Annotated in this window: 22 protein-coding genes; 10 read left to right on the forward strand and 12 right to left on the reverse strand. The window is 61.1% G+C overall.

Features of this window, described 5'->3' with window-relative positions; all coding sequences use genetic code 11:
• Positions 1-60 precede the first annotated feature (60 nt).
• Positions 61-969: a LysR family transcriptional regulator gene (locus HX817_RS21200; protein WP_003208779.1), complete on the reverse strand. Its 909-nt coding sequence runs from the start codon at positions 967-969 to the stop codon at positions 61-63.
• A 263-nt stretch (positions 970-1,232) separates the two neighbouring features.
• Here HX817_RS21200 and cfa point away from each other — a divergent pair, with 263 nt between their 5' ends.
• Positions 1,233-2,315: a cyclopropane fatty acyl phospholipid synthase gene (gene cfa, locus HX817_RS21205; RefSeq protein WP_003208781.1), complete on the forward strand. Its 1,083-nt coding sequence runs from the start codon at positions 1,233-1,235 to the stop codon at positions 2,313-2,315.
• 52 nt (positions 2,316-2,367) lie between these two features.
• Here the strand turns inward: cfa and HX817_RS21210 are convergent, their stop codons facing one another.
• The gene (locus HX817_RS21210; RefSeq protein WP_371103568.1) at positions 2,368-2,577 is read right to left on the reverse strand and encodes an accessory factor UbiK family protein; all 210 of its coding nucleotides are present in this window, start codon (positions 2,575-2,577) and stop codon (positions 2,368-2,370) included.
• Positions 2,578-3,050: 473 nt separating this feature from the next.
• Here HX817_RS21210 and glnK point away from each other — a divergent pair, with 473 nt between their 5' ends.
• The 4 genes from glnK (at position 3,051) to sutA (ending at position 5,829) form a co-directional block, all read left to right on the forward strand.
• Complete coding sequence (gene glnK, locus HX817_RS21215) at positions 3,051-3,389, forward strand: P-II family nitrogen regulator (protein WP_002555808.1); 339 nt, start codon at positions 3,051-3,053, stop codon at positions 3,387-3,389.
• A gap of 34 nt (positions 3,390-3,423) precedes the next feature.
• Positions 3,424-4,764, forward strand: a complete 1,341-nt coding sequence (locus HX817_RS21220; RefSeq protein WP_008439352.1) for an ammonium transporter — start codon at positions 3,424-3,426, stop codon at positions 4,762-4,764.
• A gap of 209 nt (positions 4,765-4,973) precedes the next feature.
• Positions 4,974-5,399 carry a secondary thiamine-phosphate synthase enzyme YjbQ gene (locus tag HX817_RS21225; RefSeq protein WP_003208787.1) on the forward strand — a complete coding sequence of 142 codons (426 nt, stop codon included), beginning with the start codon at positions 4,974-4,976 and terminating at the stop codon, positions 5,397-5,399.
• 103 nt (positions 5,400-5,502) lie between these two features.
• Positions 5,503-5,829 carry a transcriptional regulator SutA gene (sutA, locus tag HX817_RS21230; RefSeq protein WP_003208791.1) on the forward strand — a complete coding sequence of 109 codons (327 nt, stop codon included), beginning with the start codon at positions 5,503-5,505 and terminating at the stop codon, positions 5,827-5,829.
• A 257-nt stretch (positions 5,830-6,086) separates the two neighbouring features.
• On the opposite strand, the gene HX817_RS21235 is transcribed toward sutA, so the two are convergent.
• The 6 genes from HX817_RS21235 to HX817_RS21260 are packed head-to-tail and all read right to left on the reverse strand — an operon-like array spanning position 6,087 to position 10,667.
• Positions 6,087-6,785 carry an HAD family hydrolase gene (locus HX817_RS21235; protein WP_177041084.1) on the reverse strand — a complete coding sequence of 233 codons (699 nt, stop codon included), beginning with the start codon at positions 6,783-6,785 and terminating at the stop codon, positions 6,087-6,089.
• On the reverse strand, positions 6,782-7,681 hold the full coding sequence (xerC, locus tag HX817_RS21240) for a tyrosine recombinase XerC (RefSeq protein WP_008439350.1): 900 nt from the start codon (positions 7,679-7,681) through the stop codon (positions 6,782-6,784). The genes HX817_RS21235 and xerC overlap by 4 nt, the downstream gene beginning before the upstream one ends.
• Before the next feature lie 2 nt (positions 7,682-7,683).
• Positions 7,684-8,400, reverse strand: coding sequence for a DUF484 family protein (locus HX817_RS21245; RefSeq protein ID WP_003208796.1), 717 nt, complete (start codon positions 8,398-8,400; stop codon positions 7,684-7,686).
• Between the two features lie 13 nt (positions 8,401-8,413).
• The gene (gene dapF, locus HX817_RS21250; RefSeq protein WP_177041086.1) at positions 8,414-9,244 is read right to left on the reverse strand and encodes a diaminopimelate epimerase; all 831 of its coding nucleotides are present in this window, start codon (positions 9,242-9,244) and stop codon (positions 8,414-8,416) included.
• A 4-nt stretch (positions 9,245-9,248) separates the two neighbouring features.
• A complete protein-coding gene (gene lysA, locus HX817_RS21255) occupies positions 9,249-10,496 on the reverse strand; it encodes a diaminopimelate decarboxylase (protein WP_008439346.1) in 1,248 nt (415 codons plus the stop codon).
• Between the two features lie 9 nt (positions 10,497-10,505).
• Positions 10,506-10,667, reverse strand: coding sequence for a lipoprotein (locus tag HX817_RS21260; RefSeq protein WP_003208801.1), 162 nt, complete (start codon positions 10,665-10,667; stop codon positions 10,506-10,508).
• Positions 10,668-10,906: 239 nt separating this feature from the next.
• On the opposite strand from HX817_RS21260, the gene cyaY reads away from it, so the two are divergent.
• From cyaY to rnk, 3 genes are all read left to right on the forward strand, one after another.
• Positions 10,907-11,239, forward strand: coding sequence for an iron donor protein CyaY (cyaY, locus tag HX817_RS21265; RefSeq protein WP_003208803.1), 333 nt, complete (start codon positions 10,907-10,909; stop codon positions 11,237-11,239).
• Between the two features lie 2 nt (positions 11,240-11,241).
• Positions 11,242-11,460 (forward strand): DUF1289 domain-containing protein, encoded by a 219-nt coding sequence (locus HX817_RS21270; protein ID WP_003208805.1) that lies wholly within the window; start codon positions 11,242-11,244, stop codon positions 11,458-11,460.
• Between the two features lie 131 nt (positions 11,461-11,591).
• Complete coding sequence (rnk, locus tag HX817_RS21275) at positions 11,592-12,002, forward strand: nucleoside diphosphate kinase regulator (protein WP_003208808.1); 411 nt, start codon at positions 11,592-11,594, stop codon at positions 12,000-12,002.
• On the opposite strand, the gene HX817_RS21280 is transcribed toward rnk, so the two are convergent.
• From HX817_RS21280 to HX817_RS21290, 3 genes are all read right to left on the reverse strand, one after another.
• The gene (locus HX817_RS21280; RefSeq protein ID WP_102370150.1) at positions 11,999-14,836 is read right to left on the reverse strand and encodes a class I adenylate cyclase; all 2,838 of its coding nucleotides are present in this window, start codon (positions 14,834-14,836) and stop codon (positions 11,999-12,001) included. The genes rnk and HX817_RS21280 overlap by 4 nt on opposite strands.
• Positions 14,837-15,004: 168 nt before the next feature.
• On the reverse strand, positions 15,005-15,253 hold the full coding sequence (locus tag HX817_RS21285; protein WP_177041088.1) for a TIGR02647 family protein: 249 nt from the start codon (positions 15,251-15,253) through the stop codon (positions 15,005-15,007).
• A 148-nt stretch (positions 15,254-15,401) separates the two neighbouring features.
• Positions 15,402-15,686 carry a hypothetical protein gene (locus HX817_RS21290; protein WP_003208814.1) on the reverse strand — a complete coding sequence of 95 codons (285 nt, stop codon included), beginning with the start codon at positions 15,684-15,686 and terminating at the stop codon, positions 15,402-15,404.
• A 125-nt stretch (positions 15,687-15,811) separates the two neighbouring features.
• Here HX817_RS21290 and HX817_RS21295 point away from each other — a divergent pair, with 125 nt between their 5' ends.
• A complete protein-coding gene (locus HX817_RS21295; protein ID WP_177041090.1) occupies positions 15,812-16,471 on the forward strand; it encodes a glutathione S-transferase family protein in 660 nt (219 codons plus the stop codon).
• 110 nt (positions 16,472-16,581) lie between these two features.
• On the opposite strand, the gene argH is transcribed toward HX817_RS21295, so the two are convergent.
• Positions 16,582-17,976, reverse strand: a complete 1,395-nt coding sequence (gene argH / locus HX817_RS21300; RefSeq protein ID WP_008439335.1) for an argininosuccinate lyase — start codon at positions 17,974-17,976, stop codon at positions 16,582-16,584.
• Positions 17,977-18,538: 562 nt separating this feature from the next.
• On the opposite strand from argH, the gene HX817_RS21305 reads away from it, so the two are divergent.
• Complete coding sequence (locus HX817_RS21305) at positions 18,539-19,285, forward strand: LytTR family DNA-binding domain-containing protein (protein ID WP_003208820.1); 747 nt, start codon at positions 18,539-18,541, stop codon at positions 19,283-19,285.
• Positions 19,286-19,420: the final 135 nt, after the last annotated feature.

The raw sequence follows: 19,420 nt of genomic DNA on the forward strand, positions 1-19,420 counted from the left end.
TTTCAAGGGTAGTTGAGTGATGGCGACGCGCGGCGGCGAGGTTTTACAGAACGTATCGCGCTAGCGGTCCGACGGCGGCACACACAGAAACTCTTTCGCCAGCGTCAACCACGCCTGCGCCGCAAACGACAACTTGCACTGCCGACGCCACGCCAGCATCAGCCTCCAGTTCAGCGCCGGCGACTGTATTTCCGCGATGCTGAACTGGCTCGCATCAAGGGTTTCGCAGAATGCCCGGGGCAGCAGGGTGATGCCCACGCCCAGTCGTACCAGGGAGGCGATAAAGTCCCATTGGCTGCTGCGGCCACTGATCCGCGGCTCAAAACCGGCTTGTGCACAGGCATCAAGTACGAATTGGTTCAGGGTGAAGGTGTCATCGTAAAAGATGAATTCGCAGGCTTGCAGTTCGCTCAACTCCACCGAGCTGCGGCCTTGCCAGGGCGAGTCATGGGGCGCGAGCAGGCACAGTGGCGATTCGAACAAGGGCATGGATTCGAATTCGGACCAGATATCCGCCACGCGCGGCGAGTCAAGGATGGTGCCGAACTCCAGCGTGCCCTGGCGCAGATCCTGGATGGTGATATTGCCGCCGCTTTCGAACAGTTTCAGTTCGATCTTCGGGTAACGGGCGTGATACTCCGCAAAGATCGGCGCCAGTGCGAGGTGGGTAGAGGGCGAAAGCCCCATGCGCAGGGCGCCGCGCCCGACATGCTGCAAGTCTTGCAGCTCTACCGTCATTTCATCGTGCAGCGCGATCATTTCCTTGGCGCGCTTGAGCACAATTTCCCCGGCGTCCGTCAGGGTGAAGCGTTTTCCCATGCGGTCGAGCAGCTTCAGGCCAAGGCTCGACTCCAATTGCTGCACCATCTTGCTGACTGTTGGCTGGGTCAGGTGCAGCTTCACAGCGGCTTTGGTAAAGCTCTGCTGGTCGACGACTTCTACGAAATAACGGAGCGCCCGAATGTCCATCTTGCATTCCAATTTTGCATGGTTTTCATAATATTAATTCATTATATCTTTAAAAAATGGCTGGATAAGATTTGTTACATCTGTTCCCAGCCAGCGCTTCCATGACGCCTTAAGGGCCTTGCCAGACGCTTCCATGGCCAGATTTCTCGCAGTGTATGAATCAAAGGCAACGCTATTTCTGGAGAGCAACTGTGCTTAACAAAACGCGTCATTCTTTTTCCGGTTCTGATGAGATGTCTCAGGGAGCGCGCTTCGTTAAGGAGTTGCTGGCGCAGGCGCAGATCGAGGTCAACGGGCCATCGGCTGCCGATATGCAACTGCACCACAGTGCCACATTTGATCTCGCCCTGGCCAAGGGCAATCTTGGCCTTGGCGAAGACTACATGGATGGCGGCTGGGACGCCGAGGCGCTGGATGAGTTTTTTTTCCGCCTCATGCGCTCCGGCGTGATCGACCAGGCCAACCCGGCCACCTTGTTGTTTCACGCGTTCAGCTCCCGCTGGCTGAACCTGCAAAACAAGAAGCGCGCCTGGCAAGTCGGCGAAGCACATTACGACCTCGGCAATGACTTCTACGCACGCATGCTCGACTCGCGCATGACCTACACCTGTGGCTACTGGAAAGATGCCACCACCCTGGAGCAGGCGCAGTTCGCCAAGCTGGACCTGATCTGTAAAAAACTGGGGCTCAAGCCGGGCATGCGCGTGCTGGATATCGGCTGTGGCTGGGGCAGTTTCATGAGCCATGCGGCCGAGCACTATGGGGTCGAGTGTGTCGGCGTGACCATCTCCAAGGAGCAGGCGGAGTGGGGGCGGGCCAAGTATTCACATCTGCCGATCGAGTTTCGTCTGCAGGACTATCGGGATATCGACGAGCAGTTCGACCATATCGCCAGTGTCGGCATGTTCGAGCATGTGGGGCGCAAGAACCATCGGGCGTATATGGAGGTCGCCAACCGCTGCCTGAAAGACGATGGGTTGTTCCTGCTACACACTATCGGCAAGAACCAACGCAACAGCACGCCGGATCCGTGGATCGACAAATACATCTTTCCCAACGGTGATTTGCCCTCGATCGGGCAGATCGGCGACGCCATGGACGGGTTATTTGTTGCCGAGGATTTGCACAACTTTGGCGCCGACTACGACAAGACGCTGATGGCCTGGTGTGAAAACTTCGAACTGGCGTGGCCGGATTTCGCAGACACCTTCGGCCAGCGCTTCTACCGGATGTGGCGCTACTACCTGCTGTCGTGTGCAGGGGCGTTTCGCGCGCGGGATATCCAGCTGTGGCAGTGGGTATTGTCGAAGAAGGGGGTTGTCGGCGGGTATCAGCGGGTGAGCTGAGGGTTGCAACGGTTTAACGGGGACAGGTGAAACCTGCCCCGGTTGGGCCGGCTTATTCGGCGGCAGGCGTCAATCGCGCTTCCAGCTCCGCCACCTTGGCCTCAAGGCTTTCCAACCGCGCCCGAGTGCGCGCCAGCACCACCATCTGGCTATCAAACTCTTCCCGGCTTACCAGGTCCAGCTTGCTGAAACCGCTTTGCAGCAGTGCCTTGAACTGGCTTTCAATTTCATTGCGTGGCAGCGGCGTGTCGCTGCTGAACAGGCGGGAGGCGTGGCCGCTCAGGGCGTCGAGGAGGTCTTTGGGCGCGAGCATGGGAAATCGTCCGGAAAATCTGTTGGCCGGCAGTGTATCACGCAGCGTCTATAGTCTTTTCCAGCCCCTGCGGCGCACGCTTTTCGCGCATGAGGACGGGCGGTCGCGCACCGTTTTCGTGCGTATCTTCGCTGTCGTGGCGCCCGGTAGGTGGGCACAGGCGAACAAAGGACTGATTTCAGTGATTTTTACGGAGCTGGCAAGCTTTCTGCTTAGACGATCATGACCCATGCACTGATGCAGTCGCTGTGACGATGCAGTGCGCCGACGGACCAGCGGTACATGTTTCGTCACCAGTGGTTAGCGAGCGTCGCAACGGCAAATGCCAGGGCGACGAAGCGTTACAAAGCCAGGCACTGCGCTTAGACTTGAGACGGGTTTGTTTTCCTGGGGCAAGTCCACCAATTCGGGAGAGAGTTTTCATGAAGCTAGTCACTGCCATCATCAAACCGTTCAAGTTGGACGATGTACGCGAGTCACTGTCCGAGATCGGCGTGCAGGGCATTACCGTTACTGAGGTCAAAGGCTTCGGTCGGCAGAAGGGTCACACCGAGCTGTATCGCGGCGCGGAATACGTGGTCGATTTCCTGCCAAAGGTGAAGATTGATGTCGCCATTGACGACAAGGATCTTGACCGGGTTATCGAGGCGATAACCAAGGCCGCCAACACCGGCAAGATCGGTGACGGCAAGATCTTCGTGGTCAATCTGGAACAGGCTATTCGCATCCGTACCGGCGAAACCGATACCGACGCAATCTAAGCCGCCAAACCCCAACGCCCCAGGAGAAAACAATATGACTCTGCGTAAATTCGCAGGGCTAGGAGCCCTGTTGTCCCTCGTAATGCCGGCCCTGGCCATGGCGGCGGACCCAGTACCTGCTCCAGTCCTCAATTCCGGCGACACCGCGTGGATGCTCACGTCCACCGCGCTGGTGCTGTTCATGACCATTCCAGGCCTCGCGCTGTTCTACGGCGGCATGGTTCGCTCCAAAAACATTCTTTCCGTGATGATGCAGTGCTTTGCCATCACCGGCCTGATCACCATCCTGTGGTTCGTGTACGGCTACAGCATGGCGTTCGACACCACCGGTATGGAAGCAGGCGTCGTCAATCTCAACTCGTTTGTGGGTGGCTTGTCCAAACTGTTCCTCTCGGGTGTGACCCCGGCCAGCATCACCGGCCCGGCGGCGTTGTTCCCTGAGGCCGTGTTCGTGACCTTCCAGATGACCTTCGCGATCATCACCCCGGCGCTGATCGTCGGTGCATTCGCCGAGCGGATGAAGTTCTCCGCGATGCTGATCTTCATGGGCGTCTGGTTCACCCTGGTCTACGCACCGATTGCCCACATGGTGTGGGGCGGTCCGGGTTCGTTGCTGGGCGACTGGGGCGTGCTGGACTTCGCAGGCGGCACCGTGGTGCACATCAACGCCGGTGTGGCCGGCCTGGTAGCGTGCCTGGTACTCGGCAAGCGTAAAGGCTTCCCAACCACCCCAATGGCGCCGCACAACCTCGGTTACACCCTGGTGGGCGCGGCCATGCTGTGGGTCGGCTGGTTCGGCTTCAACGCCGGCTCCGCTGCTGCCGCCAACGGCACTGCCGGCATGGCGATGCTGGTGACCCAGATCGCTACCGCTGCTGCGGCCCTGGGCTGGATGTTCGCCGAGTGGGTCACCCACGGTAAGCCAAGCGCACTGGGCATCGCCTCGGGTGTGGTTGCGGGCCTGGTGGCAATCACCCCAGCCGCTGGCACCGTGGGCCCGATGGGTGCCCTGGTGATCGGCCTGGCTGCCGGTGTGGTGTGCTTCTTCTGCGCCACTACCCTGAAACGCAAACTGGGCTACGACGACTCCCTGGACGCCTTCGGCGTGCATGGTATCGGCGGTATCCTCGGCGCGATCCTGACCGGCGTGTTCGCCGCACCGTCGATGGGTGGCTTCAACGCCGCTACTACCGACATTGCCGCACAGGTCTGGGTTCAGGCCAAAGGCGTCGGCTTCACTGTCATCTACACCGCTATCGTGACGTACATCATCCTCAAGGTGCTGGACGTGGTGATGGGCCTGCGGGTGACCGAAGAAGAAGAGGCGGTTGGCCTCGATCTGGCGCAACACAACGAGCGCGGCTACAACTTGTAAGTACGCGAAAAAAAGATGCCCGGCTTGCCGGGCATTTTTTTGCCTTGGGTTTGTCTGTGGCTAAAGGTGTATGGGTTTTTTTGCGACTTTGTGATGGGATCCGCACTGCACTTTTCAGTGTGCGAATGTCTTACAGGCATGTAGGCGTATTCGGCACTTTGTTTTTTCCCTGAGCGCGCTAGAATGCGCGCCGATAGGCGGAGAACTGTATGTGGCAACAGACCCTGATAACCCTGCGGGCCAAGCCCCGGGGCTTTCATCTGGTGACGGACGAGTTGCTCGCCGGCCTGCCTGAATTGAAGGCCTGTCGGGTGGGACTGTTGCATTTGTGGCTGCAGCACACCTCGGCCTCGTTGACGGTCAACGAGAATGCCGACCCGGCGGTTCGCCGTGACTTCGAACGTTTTTTCAATGCGCTGGTGCCGCAAGGCACGGCGGGATATGAACACAACGACGAGGGTCCGGATGATCTGCCGGCGCACTTCAAGGCCAGTCTGCTGGGCTGTCAGCTGAGTTTGCCGGTAAGGGCCGGCCGCTTGGCGATGGGGACCTGGCAAGGTGTTTATCTGGGCGAGCACCGTGATCATGGCGGTGCTCGTAAAGTCCTCGCCACCTTGCACGGTGATGGGGCATAAGCCACTGGTTAACCGGTGGATGTTGATTTTTTTCCGGCGGCCGTCGACAGGCGGCGAAGCTGGGCTATAACTAATCTGCTTTTCGCAAGTCATGAGGTAGAACATGAGCGACGATGATCTGGAAAACGACGACCTCGAAGTAGGCGACGACGACGAAACCGAAGAAGGTCTTGAGGCGGCTGCCGAAGACGTGGCTGACGACGACGGTGGCGACGATGCACCGGTCCCGGCAGCCAAGGGCAAGGCCAAGGCTGCAGTGTCGGTTGACGAGTTGCCGAGCGTAGAAGCCAAGAACAAAGAGCGCGATGCGCTGGCCCGGGCGATGGAAGAATTCCTCGCCAAAGGCGGCAAAGTGCAGGAAGTCGAGGCTAACGTGGTGGCAGATCCACCGAAGAAGCCGGATAACAAGTACGGCAGCCGGCCTATCTAAGGCCTGCTGTTTGCTTGCTGAAAAAGCCCGCCGTCGCTGCGGGCTTTTTCATGGGCGCTACAAAAAATGGTCAGGGCCAACACCCATCCAAGGATGAAGAGCGTGTGTGGCGAGGGAGCTTGCTCCCGTTGGGGCGCGAAGCGGCCCCTGGTTGGGTCGACGCGGTCTTTCAGAAAGGCCGTCGTGGCTGGTTCAGGGGCCGCTTCGCAGCCCAGCGGGAGCAAGCTCCCTCGCCACAAAAGCCCTTCATCATCAGGTTATGCATTCCAGCGGGCTAGCACGTCGGGTAGCTCGGTCAGGCTGCGAATCTCGGCATCCGGCAATTTCTCGGCCTCCCAGGCCTTGCCTGCCGGGTTGAACCACACCGCCCGCAGTCCCGCCTGTTGCGCCCCGGCAATGTCATCCCCGGGATGATCCCCGACGTGCACCGCCGCGCCCGGCTCAACGCCGCCGCGCTGCAAGGCCTCCTGGAACAACCGCGCATCCGGCTTGGCAATACCAATGTCTTCAGCCCGGAGTGCAAAGTGGAAGTAGTCCGCCAACCCCACACGTTGCACATCGGCATTACCGTTGGTAATCACCCCCAGCAGATAGTCGCGGCGCAGTGCTTGCAGCATCGGTTCCGCTTCGGGGAATACGGTGAGTTGATGCCGGGCATGGATGAACGCTTCAAAGCACACATCCGCCATCTGCGCCGCTTCCGGCAGCGGGTACCCGGCTTCCTCGAAGGCGTATTGCAGCACCTTGTGACGCAACACGCTGATGCGATATTTCAGCTCGGGATGACGCTCCAGCACCTGCTGGCGCAGGCTGGCAAACTTCTGCAGGGGCAAGTCGCCCACCTTGGTGGCGTGGGTCGCCAGCCACTCGCGCATCGATGCCTCGGCGCTGATGATGACCGGCACGTTATCCCAGAGCGTATCGTCCAGGTCGAAGGTGATCAGCTTGATGCTCATGAGTCACTGCCCTTAATGCGTTTGGCCCGTGGATGGGCGCTGTCGTACACCGTTGCCAGGTGCTGGAAATCCAGGTGGGTGTAGATCTGGGTGGTCTTGATGTCGGAGTGGCCCAGCAGTTCCTGCACCGCACGCAGGTCCTGGGAGGACTCCAGCAAGTGGCTGGCAAAGGAGTGCCGGAGCATGTGCGGGTGCAGGTTCTGCCCCAGCTCGCGCTCGCCGGCGGCCTTGACCCGCACTTGTATGGCCCGGGGCCCGAGACGCCGGCCTTGCTGGCTGATAAACACCGCGTCGTCCGCCGGGTTGGCCAGGGCGCGCAGCGGCAGCCATAGCAGCAAGGCTTCGCGGGCCTTCTTGCCCACCGGTAATACGCGGGTCTTGCTGCCTTTGCCGAGCACTTGCACCAGGCCATCCGCCAGGTCCAGTTGATCGAGGTTAAGCCCGGTCAGCTCCGACAGGCGCAGGCCCGAGGAGTAGAAGAGTTCGAGGATTGCCTGGTCGCGATGGGCCAGGAAGTCGTCCTCCACGGCGCCATCGAGCAATTGCAGGGCGCGATCCGTGTCGAGGGTCTTGGGCAGGCGGCGTTCGCCCTTGGGCGGCGCCAGGCCGTTGGCCGGGTCGTGGTCGCACAGGCCTTCGCGGTTCAGGTAGTGATAGAGGCCGCGTACCGCCGATAGCAGGCGCGCCAGGCTGCGGGAGGATTGGCCTTGCTGGTGCAGGCGGGCGATCAGGCTGCGCAGACCCTGGATGTCCAGGGCCTTCCAGCTGCCGATGTGTTGTTTCTCGCAGAACGCCAGGACCTTGTTCAAGTCCCGCCGGTAGGCTTCCAGGGTATGCGGCGACACCTGGCGCTCGCTGCGCAGGTGAGCGCAGTAGGCGTCCAGTTGTCGTTCCATGGCTAGCGCACCGCGCGCAATGCGCTGGTGAAGCGTGGCAGGACGCGGCCCAGCACTTCGGCGATGTAGCTCAGGAACAGCGTGCCCACCGAGCTTTTGTAATGCTGCGGATCACGGCTGGCGATGGCCAGCACGCCATGCAAACCTTGATGACTGAGGGCAACCACGGCGGTGGAGCCGATCTGCTGGCGCTGCTCGGCGCCAAACAGGAAGTCCAGCTCATGCTCGCGCAAGGTGCCGCTGATGGTCTTGCCTTCGGACAGCAGGCCGCCAATCGCGGTCTGGGCATCGCTGCCGCTGACCCAGCGACCCACCGGCATCGGGTTGTCGCTGAACAGGATCAGGCTGACAAAGGGCACCTGGAAATCCTGGCGCAGGCTGTCTTCGACGGCGATCACCGCTTCTTCCAGGCTGGCGGCGTCCATCAGGGTCAGGACCAGGCGGCGAGTCTTGTCGAACAGGCGGTCGTTGTCGCGGGCCACATCCATCAGCTGCGAGAGCCGATGGCGCATTTCGATATTGCGCTCGCGCAGGATCTTCATCTGCCGCTCCACCAGCGACACGGTATCGCCGCGCTGGTGGGGAATACGCAGGGCCGGCAGCAGTTCTTCGTGCTCGACGAAGAAGTCCGGGTTAGCCTCCAGATACGCCGCAACGGCTGCGGCCTCCAGACTTTCGCTTGGGGATGCTTGCGCGGGTACTTGAGGCTTATCAGTCATTAGATTTGCTCACTCATAGACGGACCTGTCCTTCGTAGACGCGGGTGGCCGGGCCGGTCATTTTCACCGGTTGGCCGGGGCCTGCCCATTCGATGGACAGGCGTCCACCGGGCAGGTCGATCAGCAGCGGCGAATCCATCCACCCCTGGCTGATCGCGGCTACGGCAGCGGCGCAGGCGCCGGTACCGCAAGCCTGGGTTTCGCCGGCCCCGCGTTCCCAGACGCGCAACTGCGCACGGGAGCGGTCGATGACCTGCAGGAAGCCCACATTGACCCGCGCCGGAAAGCGCGGGTGGTTTTCGATCTTCGGCCCCAGTTCATGCACCGGCGCGTTGTTGATGTCATCCACCCGCAGCACGGCATGGGGGTTGCCCATGGACACGGCGGCCAGGTTGACGGTCTTGCCGTCCACATCCACCGCATAGCTCAGGGCTTGCTCGGTGGCCTGGAACGGAATGTCCGCCGGCACCAGCCGTGGCGCGCCCATGTTGACGCCGATCTGGCCGTCGCTGCGAATATCCAGCTCGATGATGCCGCTTTTGGTCTCGACGCGAATCTGCCGCTTGGCGGTCAGGCGCTTGTCCAGGACAAAACGGGCGAAACAGCGGGCACCATTGCCGCACTGTTCCACTTCGGAGCCATCGGAGTTGAAGATCCGGTAACGGAAATCCACTTCCGGGTTACTCGGCGCTTCCACCAGCAACAATTGGTCGAAGCCGACACCGGTGTGCCGGTCGCCCCACAGCTTGGCGTGCTTGGGCAGGATGTGCGCGTGCTGGCTGACCAGGTCGAGGACCATGAAGTCATTGCCCAGCCCGTGCATCTTGGTAAAACGCAGCAACATGACCTTACTCCGGCAGCAGGCTTTCGCCAGCAAACAACTCGGCTACCGTCTCGCGGCGACGCACTTCAAACGCTTGATCACCGTCCACCAGCACCTCGGCGGTACGCCCGCGGGTGTTGTAGTTGGAGCTCATGACAAACCCATAGGCACCGGCCGAATGCACGGCCAGCAGGTCGCCTTCTTCCAGGGCCAGCTGACGTTCCTTGGCCAGGAAGTCGCCGGTCTCGCAGATCGGGCCGACGATATCGTAGCTGCGGCCTTCGCCTGCGCGTGGCTTGACGGCCGTCACATTCATCCAGGCCTGGTACAGCGCCGGACGGATCAGGTCGTTCATCGCCGCGTCGACGATGGCGAAATCCTTGTGCTCGGTGTGCTTGAGGTACTCGACCTGGGTCAGCAGCAGGCCGGCGTTGGCGACGATGTAGCGGCCCGGCTCGAACATCAGCGTCAGGTCGCGGCCTTCGAGGCGCTCGCGCACGGCCTTGATGTAGTCGGACACCAGCGGCGGCTCTTCGTCGCGATAACGCACACCCACGCCGCCACCGAGGTCGATGTGGTGCAGGTAGATGCCGCACTCGCCGAGGCGGTCGACCAGCGCCAGCAGGCGGTCGAGGGCGTCGAGGAACGGTGGCAGGCTGGTCAGTTGCGAGCCGATATGGCAGTCGACGCCCAAGACTTCCAGGTTCGGCAACTGCGCGGCGCGGATGTACACGTCCTCGGCGTCGGCAATGGCGATGCCGAACTTATTCTCTTTGAGACCGGTGGAAATGTACGGGTGAGTGCCGGCGTCGACGTCCGGGTTGACCCGCAGGGAGATCGGCGCGCGAACGCCCATCTCGGCGGCCACCACTTGCAGGCGCTCCAGCTCGTCGGTGGATTCGACGTTGAAGCAGTGCACGCCAACTTCCAGGGCGCGGCGCATGTCTTCGCGGCTCTTGCCGACACCGGAGAACACAATTTTGTCAGCCTTGCCGCCGGCGGCCAGTACACGCTCAAGCTCGCCCCGGGACACGATGTCGAAACCGGCGCCCAGGCGCGCCAGGACATTGAGTACACCCAGGTTGGAGTTGGCTTTTACGGCGAAGCACACCAGGCTCGGCGTGCCTTCCAGCGCATCGGCAAAGGAGCGGTATTGCGCTTCGATGTGGGCACGGGAGTACACGTAGGTCGGGGTACCAAAGCGCTCGGCGATGGCGGACAGCGCGACACCTTCCGCGAACAGCTCGCCGTCCCGGTAGTTAAAAGCGTCCATGATGTTCCCTTAGTAGGTGTCGTGCTTGTGCGCTTTGGTTTGCGACGATTGCGCCTGTTCATTCGGGTCTTTGCTGTCATCGGGCAGATACAGCGGGCCTTTTTGACCACAGGCACTAACGAGGCAAGCGACCGCGACGAGCGCAGCAAGGGAAGAGATCAGGCGCTTCATGGCGAAATCCTTGAATATGCATTAATTGCGCCCGAGTATACCGACCACCCGCCGGATTGCCTATGCGCCGAAATACCCGTCCGGCGGGGCTTTGCCGAGTTTGTTGCGATTGTGCTTACACCAATCGAGGATAATTCACACGGCTGTGGGTAATGAAATCGGTATCCTTTGCAATCATGATGGCGCGTCCGTATTGTGCGGCGCTTGAGCGAGACCAGACACTTTTCGAGGTTCCCACAATGAGTTTGACCGAAGCGCGTTTTCACGACCTGGTGGATGCGACCCAGCAAGCGCTGGAGGATATTTTCGACGACAGCGGTCTGGATGTGGACCTGGAGAACTCGGCCGGTGTGCTCACCGTCAAGTTTGAAAATGGCACCCAATTGATTTTCAGCCGCCAGGAGCCCCTGCGTCAGCTATGGCTGGCGGCGCGTTCCGGTGGTTTTCACTTCGATTACGATGAAGAAGAAAAACGCTGGACCCACGACACCACCGATGAGCTGCTGAGCGAAATGCTCGCGCGCCTCACCCAGGAACAAGCCGGCGTCGAGCTGGACTTCGACGAGATCTGATCGTGACGCAGCCCGTTCCCGTACGCCCGCCCAAGCCGCTGTTCAGCAATGTCAGCCCGGCGGTGCCGTCACCTTGTATCAGTTTATGTCGGCTGGATGAGCACAAAGTCTGCCTCGGTTGCTTCCGTCATGTGGAAGACATCCGCGAATGGCGCTCCGCCGACGATGCGCGACGCCGCGTGATCGTCGCCCAGGCCGAGCAGCGCAGGACCTGCGCCTGAGGCCGTCTTGTTTATTTATTGTGCTGTGGTAGTGTCCGGATACACCTCAACTCATCGAGGTCCGTGAGAACCCCGCCTTTTCCTGGCGGGGTTTTGCTTTTTTGTGCAGAAAAAAGGAGTCTGCCTGAATCATGACCGCACCTTCCATCATCCTCACCCGTCTTGACGTGCAGCGTCTTGAGCAACTGATCGACCGTGTCGGCGAGGCGTCGCCGGGCGTTGAAGCCCTGCAACACGAACTCGACCGCGCCGAAGAAGTGGTTGGCCACGATGAAGTGCCTGCATCTGTCGTGACCATGAACTCCAGCGTGCATTGCCGTGAACAAGGCAGTGGCAAGGACTATCACCTGACCCTGGTCTACCCCAAGGACGCGAACGCCGACGAAGGCAAAATCTCGATCCTGGCGCCGGTGGGCAGTGCATTGCTGGGCCTGCAAGTCGGCCAGCATATCGACTGGCCAGCACCGGGTGGCAAGACCCTCAAGCTTGAATTGCTCGGCGTCGAAGGCCAGCCGAAAGACGGTGGCGCCTTTCCTCTCTAAACCTGGTTCAGCGCTTCATTGAGCGCCAGTTCCAGATCAGCCTTGTAGCGCAGGTACAGATTGCTCGGGCTTTGAACATCACCGAGCAGGCCGGACAGGTCCAGATCGGTGATGTAGCAGCGGTAACGCTCGGCTTCCCGGCGTTGCCCGACGATTTGCTGGGCGACCACCGCAAACAGTTGGTCGCCAAATTCCAGCTCGGAAAACTCTCGTTGATTGCAGTACAAGGTGATCCCCACCTGGCCCGGTGCTGCCTTGCCGATAATCGCCTGCACGTCGTAGAACGGCTTATTGGCCGGGGTTTGCGGCGCTGGGCGCGGTTCGGCCCGCCGTGCACGGCCGCTGCCTGACGGCAACAGCTGGTAATACAGGATTTGCACCGCGCCGAAGGGCTGTTGCGGGTCCAGCGGCAGCAGCGCGTCGCGGCGATAAATGATCGACTGCAGGAAGCGCTGCAACGGCACCAACAGGCTTTGCTCGTCGTGGAACGGCAGGTGTTGCTGCCAGAGCGCGTTGAACTCATCCAGCACGTACAGCTCGGCAACTCCGTCGTTGATCCGGTAGAACACCTGCACACAGTCGGGCAGGCCCATGGGCAGCAGCAGCGCCAGGTCGTGGTCTTCCAGGGCCATGGTGTCCAGGTGCAGCGGGCTGTAGCTGGCCAGTTCCTCACTGAGGTAGGCGATCAGCGCGTCCTGGGTCGCCAGTGACACATGGTTGGCCTGGCCGGGTGTCAGTTCCATCACGTGGTAGTGCTGCTGCACCTGCACCAGGTAGCGGTGGTTTTCCTGGCCCAGCAGTAGGTTTTGCGCGGTGTCGAAGATTTCCTCCACGCGCTGGGCAATGAACTGCGCGCGGTTGTGGCAGAAACAGCGCACCCGCAAGCGCGGCAAGTGATTGGGCGGTAGCTGATTGAGGTAGTCGCGCAGGCAGTCGAGCAGCGCGTGGGGGCCGTCATAGCGGCTGACCATCACCTCGTTCCAACTGTTGAGCGTGACTTGGTCCAGGGTCAGCACCAGGTTTTCCCGTACGCCCGCGTAACTCAGGGAGTCGGTGCGCTCGGTGGTCATCAGGATGTTCAGGTCGCGATGATGCTTGAGCGGGTCGACGCCGACGTTGATCAGCAGCAGCACTTCCTCGGGCACTGCCGAGCGCAGCAGGCGGTCTTCATCGACGCTGGCCAGGGGCAGGACGACAGTTTGTTGCAGGCTGCCCAGCAGGTTGAACAGCTCGAATTCGGTCATGTCACTGCTGCCGGGATGCAGCGCCAGGCGGGTACTGCTGTCGATCACGCCGTTGCGGTGGCACCAGGTGAGCATTTCCAGCAAATCGCGGCTGCGCTTGATCGGCGCGAAGTGCTCCCATTCCAGGGCGGTCAGGCTGCCGTTGTACAAGCCCCAATGATGCTGGCCGGGCTCTTTGCGGTTGGGCGACTGCACCAGGGTCAGGGTGTCTTCGGCAAGGTCGGGCGCAATGCCGGGGTTGATGAACTCGACCTTGCCGGCCTTGCGCTCGAAGGCGGCGTACAGGCGCCGGCCGAGCACATTGAGGTCGCGCTTGTTGATCAGGCTGACGGTCTGTTCGGTGCGGGCAAACTGGGTCAGGAAGCGATAGCTGTAGTTCAGCTCGTTGACCAGCGCCCGGCGTTCGGAGGCCACCTGGCGGACTTTCCATTGGCTGCGGCTGTCCAGCAGGGCCAGTTGGCGCTGGTCCCAACCCCATTCGCTGGCCAGGCGCTCCAGCAGCAAACGCTGCCACCCGGTGCGCTGGCCCGCGCTGAGCTTGCGGTTGACCTTCAGGTACAGGCTGCGCCGCACCAGTTCCAGGCGTTCCGGCTCATTACGGGCCTTGAGGTACTCCTCGATCCGGCGGTAGACGACGATGTACGGGTCCAGCTCGTCCAGGTCCAGCTGATTGGCAAACACAGCGCGCTTGAAGCGCAGGCTCAGGCACTGCACCTTCGGGTGCTCGCTGGCGTAGACCTCGGTCAGCAGGAGTTTCAGTACTGATTTGTAGGGCGATTCGATGCCCTTGAACAACTGCCACAAGCCGGCACCGATAAATTCACCCGGCGGGATGTGCGCCAGGTGGCCCAGGTCGAGGGTTTCATCGGCGCGAATAAAGCGTTTGGAAATCAGCGCGTGGGTGAAGTCGGCATAGCGGGTTTCTTCGTACACCGGCACCAGCCACCAGATCGGCGTGCGCCCGGCCAGCCAAATGGCGGTGCGGTAGAACTCGTCCAGCAGCAGGTAATGCTGGCTGGTGCCGCAGTCTTCTGAACTCAGTTGGCTGTCGCGCTCGCCCTGGATAAACCGCGTCGGCTCGATCAGGAAGAAGTGCGCCTCGGCGCCCATGCTCAGGGCCCAGGTTTCGAGCAGTTGGCATTTCTTGCGCAACTCGGCCAGCTCGTTCTCGCTGAGATCGGCCGCATGGCAGACCCACACGTCCATATCACTTTGATCGGCCTGGGCCAGGGTGCCCAGGCTGCCCATCAGGAACAGGCCGTGAATCGGCCGCGGTGGGTTGCCGTGGCGGGGCTTGTAGGAAAACGTGCGGGTCAGGCGCTGGGCCTCGGCCAAGGCTTGCGCGTCGGGTTCAAAATTCGACAGGCCGGCCGGCGTGCTGCCCGACACATAGCCCGGCAACAGCGGGTGATTCACGTGGAAAAACAGCGGCAGCAGGGTCAATACGCTTTGCTGGCGTGGTGTCAGTCCTTCGACGGCCCGGGCCATGCGGCCTTCGTTCAGGGCCAGAAACCGCGCGCGTAACTGGGCCAGCACCTTGCGGTCGATGCCTTCGTCCAGGTCGGGGCGGATTTCGTGGGTGCGGGTCATGTCGAACTCGGTGGCTCGCAGGGCCCGACGTGGGCGGCCGTGTGGGAGTTTACAGCCAGTAGCGTAGGAGGTTTAGAGGGAATTTGTTTTTGACGCCGGAATTTTATCCCGGGCGCGGGAGTGCCCGCGGAATCCGTGAAAAGAGGATCCCGTGGGCGATACGAGGTGTCAGGCGGCTTCTTTGTCGGTCGTCAGAATAGTCAGCAGGCTTTGTGCGTGTTCGGCAGCGTCCCGGCCGAGGCTGGTGAGGTAACCACCGTCTGGCTGGTCGATCAGGTCTTTATCAAACAGGCGCCGGGCGGCGGCAATGGCAGTGGGAGCGGCAGTCTGATGAACTTTCAGACCTTCCTGGGAGCTGCCCAGGTTGAAGAGTGCAAGGATTTCCAGTTCGGCAACCAACTCAGGGGTATACGACATAAGGACTCCAGACTTTCTAGGAATTTTTAGACGTTAGCAGCCATAAGGTGAACGCACTTGGGCGAGCTGTCCAGTCGGAACTCATGCGGTGTTGATGTGGGGCAGGATTGTGGCCAGCAAGAGTTTGCTGGCCAGCGCGGTGTGAGGCTTATTGCTTCTCGGGCGGCAGCTCCGGCAGCGCACGCAACGCAGTTTCATACCATTCGGTATTGAAGGCGCGATCCTCTTCGAGCAGCGCGTCAATTTCGATGGCGAGGACGTGGGCCATCATTTGCAGGATGTCTTCGCGCTCGTAGCCCACCAGGGTCAGCTTGTTGAACGTGGCCTTGGCGGCGGGCGGGTTGTCGCTTTCGATCTGGTTTTCGATCGCTTCAATCAAGGTGGTCTCGGCGAACTCTTCTTCGTCGTTGTCGATATCGGTTGGCTCGCTCATGGCAGGCTCCTGGAGGAAAGGGCGCCAGTCTACCCCCATTCACTCGGCTGATGCTGCTGGCCAGGCGCGGCCTCCCGATCTATAACCACTGCTGCCAACCCCGTACACGGCCTGGAGGCTTTGTGATGCTCAAGCTTTATGGATTTTCGGTCAGCAACTACTACAACATGGTCAAACTGGCGCTGCTGGAGAAAGGGCTGCCCTTCGAAGAGGTGCCGTTCTACGCAGGCCAGACCCCTGAAGCCTTGGCCGTGAGCCCCCGGGGCAAGGTGCCGGTGCTGGGTGTCGAGCAAGGGTTTATCAACGAAACCAGCGTGATCCTCGAATACCTCGAACAGACCCAGGGCGGACGATCGCTGCTGCCGAGCGAGCCGTTCCAGCGCGCCCAGGTGCTGGCGTTGTGCAGGGAAATCGAGCTGTACATCGAGTTGCCGGCCCGGGCGTGTTTTGCCGAGGCGTTTTTCGGAATGCCGGTGCCGGAGGCGATCAAGGAAAAGTCCAGGGCGGAGTTATTGCTGGGGATCGCATCGCTGGGGCGGCACGGGAAGTTTGCGCCGTATGTGGCAGGAGACAGCTTCACGATTGCGGATTTGTATTTTGTGTACAGCGTGGACCTGGCCTATGCCGTGGCCGGGAAGCTGTTCGGGCTGGATCTGTTAGCTGAGTTGCCGAAGGCCAAGGCGTTGCTGGAGCGCTTGCAGGCGCTGCCGAATGCCCAGCGGGTGGCGGCGGACAAGGAAGCGGCGATGCCGGCGTTTATGGCGATGATTGCTGCCAAGAAATAGATCTTGGGTGTTTGTGATGAGGCTTTCGCGAGCAAGCCCGCTCCCACATTTGACCGAGTTCCACCTTTGGAATGCAGTCGAATGTGGGAGCGGGCTTGCTCGCGAAGCTTTTAGCGGCTGGCGAGCAATGCCTGGCCGCGAACCACGGCAGCCTTCACCTGCGCCGGCGCAGTCCCGCCGACATGGTTACGGGCATTCACCGAGCCTTCCAGGGTCAGCACCGCAAACACGTCCTGCTCGATCTGGTCGCTGAACTGGCGCAGTTCTTCCAGGCTCATTTCCGCCAGGTCCTTGCCGGTGTCCACTCCGTACTTCACGGCATGCCCGACGATCTCGTGGCAGTCGCGGAACGGCAGGCCACGGCGTACCAGGTAGTCCGCCAGGTCTGTGGCGGTGGAGAAACCGCGCAGGGCCGCTTCACGCATGATGGCGTGCTTGGGCTTGATCGCCGGGATCATGTCGGCAAAGGCACGCAACGAGTCGCGCAGGGTATCGGCGGCGTCGAACAGCGGTTCCTTGTCTTCCTGGTTGTCCTTGTTGTAGGCCAGCGGTTGGCCTTTCATCAGGGTCAACAGGCCCATCAGCGCACCGAATACACGGCCGCTCTTGCCGCGTACCAGCTCCGGCACGTCGGGGTTTTTCTTTTGCGGCATGATCGAGCTGCCGGTGCAGAAGCGGTCCGGCAGGTCAATGAACTGGAATTGCGCGCTGGTCCACAGCACCAGCTCTTCGGAGAAGCGCGACAAGTGCATCATCGCAATGCTGGCCGCGGCGCAGAATTCGATGGCGAAGTCACGGTCCGACACGCCGTCCAGGGAGTTGCCGCCCACGGCGTCGAAACCCAGCAGCTGCGCGGTGTATTCGCGGTCGATCGGGTAGGTGGTGCCAGCCAGTGCAGCGCTGCCCAGAGGCATGCGGTTGGCGCGCTTGCGGCAGTCCACCAGGCGCTCGTAGTCGCGGCTGAGCATTTCGAACCAGGCCAGCAGATGGTGGCCGAAGGTCACAGGCTGTGCGGTCTGCAGGTGGGTGAAGCCGGGCATGATGGTGCCGGATTCACGCTCTGCCTGCTCCAGCAGGCCTTTTTGCAGGCGGGTGATTTCTGCCAGGATCAGGTCGATCTCGTCCCGCAGCCACAGGCGGATATCGGTAGCCACCTGGTCGTTACGGCTGCGACCGGTGTGCAGTTTCTTGCCGGTCACACCGATGCGGTCGGTGAGGCGGGCCTCGATGTTCATGTGCACGTCTTCCAGGTCGACGCGCCAGTCGAAGGTGCCGGCTTCGATCTCGCCACGGATGGTGGTCAGGCCGTCGATGATGCTGTCGCGCTCGGCGTCGGTCAGCACGCCGACCTTGGCCAGCATCGTGGCGTGGGCGATCGAGCCCATGATGTCGTGGCGGTAGAGGCGCTGGTCGAAAGTGACGGAGGCGGTGAAGCGCGCGACGAAGGCGTCGACGGGTTCACTGAAGCGGCCGCCCCAGGACTGGTTGGTCTTGTCGGTGCTCATGGATTCGCTCGTGATCTGCTGGAAAGAGGGCATGAAAGTGTGGCGCCGATAATAACAGGGTTGCCCCCGGAGGCGACGATGGCGGGGCGGGGCATTTTTATTTGTTTCCAAGATGGCTAAGTGCCTTGCCCCCGGACTCGCGCAGGACGAGACTGGAGCCAGGACCGATCGGGGGGGAAACTTGCGGTCCTTGGTCAAACAAAGCGTGTTTATTGAAACGATATTTGACGATTGAGCAATATCGTCTTCGCCAGCGTCTACAGTTGCACTGATAGAGCTTCGCGCTGACGGAAGGTGTACTGCACCAATGCCGGGCGATGAGGTCGAACTCCAGGCTATCCATTAGAGAGGGGGTGTTCGTATTGTGTATCAGCAAACCCTACGACGATGCCCGAAGGCAGCAGGCTTTGGGCGCGATTGAACAGGTCCGGGTAAATATTGGTGCCACTCTCGGGGCACTTTTTGCCGCTCGCGCTAGTCTTAGCGTGGATCGCCGTGACGGAAGTCACCGCACCTGTCTACGCTATCCTTGTGCGAGACTCACGCAGGAATCCAGCGCAATATGAATGTCCTGATCGTTGATGACGAACCCCAAGCCCGCGAGCGACTGAGCCGTTTGGTCAGTGAACTCGAGGGTTACAATGTCCTTGAGCCGAGCGCCACCAGTGGCGAGGAAGCCTTGGCCCTTATTGACAGCCTCAAGCCGGACGTCGTGTTGCTCGACATCCGCATGCCGGGCCTTGATGGCTTGCAGGTGGCTGCCCGCCTGAGCGAGCGAGAATCGCCGCCTTCGGTGGTGCTGTGCGCCTCCCAGGATGAGTTCTCTTCCGAGGCCCTGGATGCCAGCGGCGCCAGTTTCCTGGTCAAGCCGATCAATGCCGATGCGTTGCTTCGCGCCTTGAAAAAGGCCGAGCGTCCCAATCGTGTCCAACTGGCAGCCTTGACCCAGCCCGCAGCCCAGGGCGGCAACGGGCCACGCAGCCATATCAGCGCCCGTACCCGCAAGGGCATCGAGTTGATTCCCCTGGACCAGGTGGTCTACTTCATCGCCGATCACAAGTACGTGACCTTGCGTCACGAGGCCGGTGAAGTGCTGCTCGATGAGCCACTCAAGGCGTTGGAAGATGAATTTGGCGACCGCTTTGTGCGCATCCACCGCAATGCGCTGGTGGCCCGCGAGCGAATCGAGCGTCTGCAGCGCACGCCGCTTGGGCACTTTCAGCTGTTCCTGAAGGGCCTCAATGGCGACGCCCTGATCGTCAGCCGGCGCCATGTCGCCGGTGTGCGCAAGATGATGCAGCAGCTTTAGCCCGAGGGCTGACGCGAGCTTCACCGCCCATATCCCGGTGCGACGCGGCCAGGGAGGCCCCGCACTTGCTGATTCAAATCAAAGCGCATTTGCCTGAGCTGTTATTATCTGCCGTATCTATTCAGTACGGATTGA

The organism is Pseudomonas sp. C6002 (assembly GCF_013385805.1).
Taxonomy (GTDB): domain Bacteria; phylum Pseudomonadota; class Gammaproteobacteria; order Pseudomonadales; family Pseudomonadaceae; genus Aquipseudomonas.

Excerpts from the sequence above, each read along its gene's own strand:
- HX817_RS21285 (WP_177041088.1), bottom strand. The coding sequence starts at position 15,253 with ATGTCGTATACCCCTGAGTTGGTTGCCGAACTGGAAATCCTTGCACTC.
- HX817_RS21220 (WP_008439352.1), top strand. The coding sequence starts at position 3,424 with ATGACTCTGCGTAAATTCGCAGGGCTAGGAGCCCTGTTGTCCCTCGTA.
- HX817_RS21260 (WP_003208801.1), bottom strand. The coding sequence starts at position 10,667 with ATGAAGCGCCTGATCTCTTCCCTTGCTGCGCTCGTCGCGGTCGCTTGC.
- HX817_RS21305 (WP_003208820.1), top strand. The coding sequence starts at position 18,539 with ATGAATGTCCTGATCGTTGATGACGAACCCCAAGCCCGCGAGCGACTG.
- argH (WP_008439335.1), bottom strand. The coding sequence starts at position 17,976 with ATGAGCACCGACAAGACCAACCAGTCCTGGGGCGGCCGCTTCAGTGAA.
- HX817_RS21235 (WP_177041084.1), bottom strand. The coding sequence starts at position 6,785 with ATGAGCATCAAGCTGATCACCTTCGACCTGGACGATACGCTCTGGGAT.
- sutA (WP_003208791.1), top strand. The coding sequence starts at position 5,503 with ATGAGCGACGATGATCTGGAAAACGACGACCTCGAAGTAGGCGACGAC.
- rnk (WP_003208808.1), top strand. The coding sequence starts at position 11,592 with ATGACCGCACCTTCCATCATCCTCACCCGTCTTGACGTGCAGCGTCTT.
- HX817_RS21200 (WP_003208779.1), bottom strand. The coding sequence starts at position 969 with ATGGACATTCGGGCGCTCCGTTATTTCGTAGAAGTCGTCGACCAGCAG.
- HX817_RS21245 (WP_003208796.1), bottom strand. The coding sequence starts at position 8,400 with ATGACTGATAAGCCTCAAGTACCCGCGCAAGCATCCCCAAGCGAAAGT.
- HX817_RS21295 (WP_177041090.1), top strand. The coding sequence starts at position 15,812 with ATGCTCAAGCTTTATGGATTTTCGGTCAGCAACTACTACAACATGGTC.
- HX817_RS21280 (WP_102370150.1), bottom strand. The coding sequence starts at position 14,836 with ATGACCCGCACCCACGAAATCCGCCCCGACCTGGACGAAGGCATCGAC.
- glnK (WP_002555808.1), top strand. The coding sequence starts at position 3,051 with ATGAAGCTAGTCACTGCCATCATCAAACCGTTCAAGTTGGACGATGTA.
- lysA (WP_008439346.1), bottom strand. The coding sequence starts at position 10,496 with ATGGACGCTTTTAACTACCGGGACGGCGAGCTGTTCGCGGAAGGTGTC.
- dapF (WP_177041086.1), bottom strand. The coding sequence starts at position 9,244 with ATGTTGCTGCGTTTTACCAAGATGCACGGGCTGGGCAATGACTTCATG.
- HX817_RS21290 (WP_003208814.1), bottom strand. The coding sequence starts at position 15,686 with ATGAGCGAGCCAACCGATATCGACAACGACGAAGAAGAGTTCGCCGAG.
- HX817_RS21225 (WP_003208787.1), top strand. The coding sequence starts at position 4,974 with ATGTGGCAACAGACCCTGATAACCCTGCGGGCCAAGCCCCGGGGCTTT.
- cyaY (WP_003208803.1), top strand. The coding sequence starts at position 10,907 with ATGAGTTTGACCGAAGCGCGTTTTCACGACCTGGTGGATGCGACCCAG.
- xerC (WP_008439350.1), bottom strand. The coding sequence starts at position 7,681 with ATGGAACGACAACTGGACGCCTACTGCGCTCACCTGCGCAGCGAGCGC.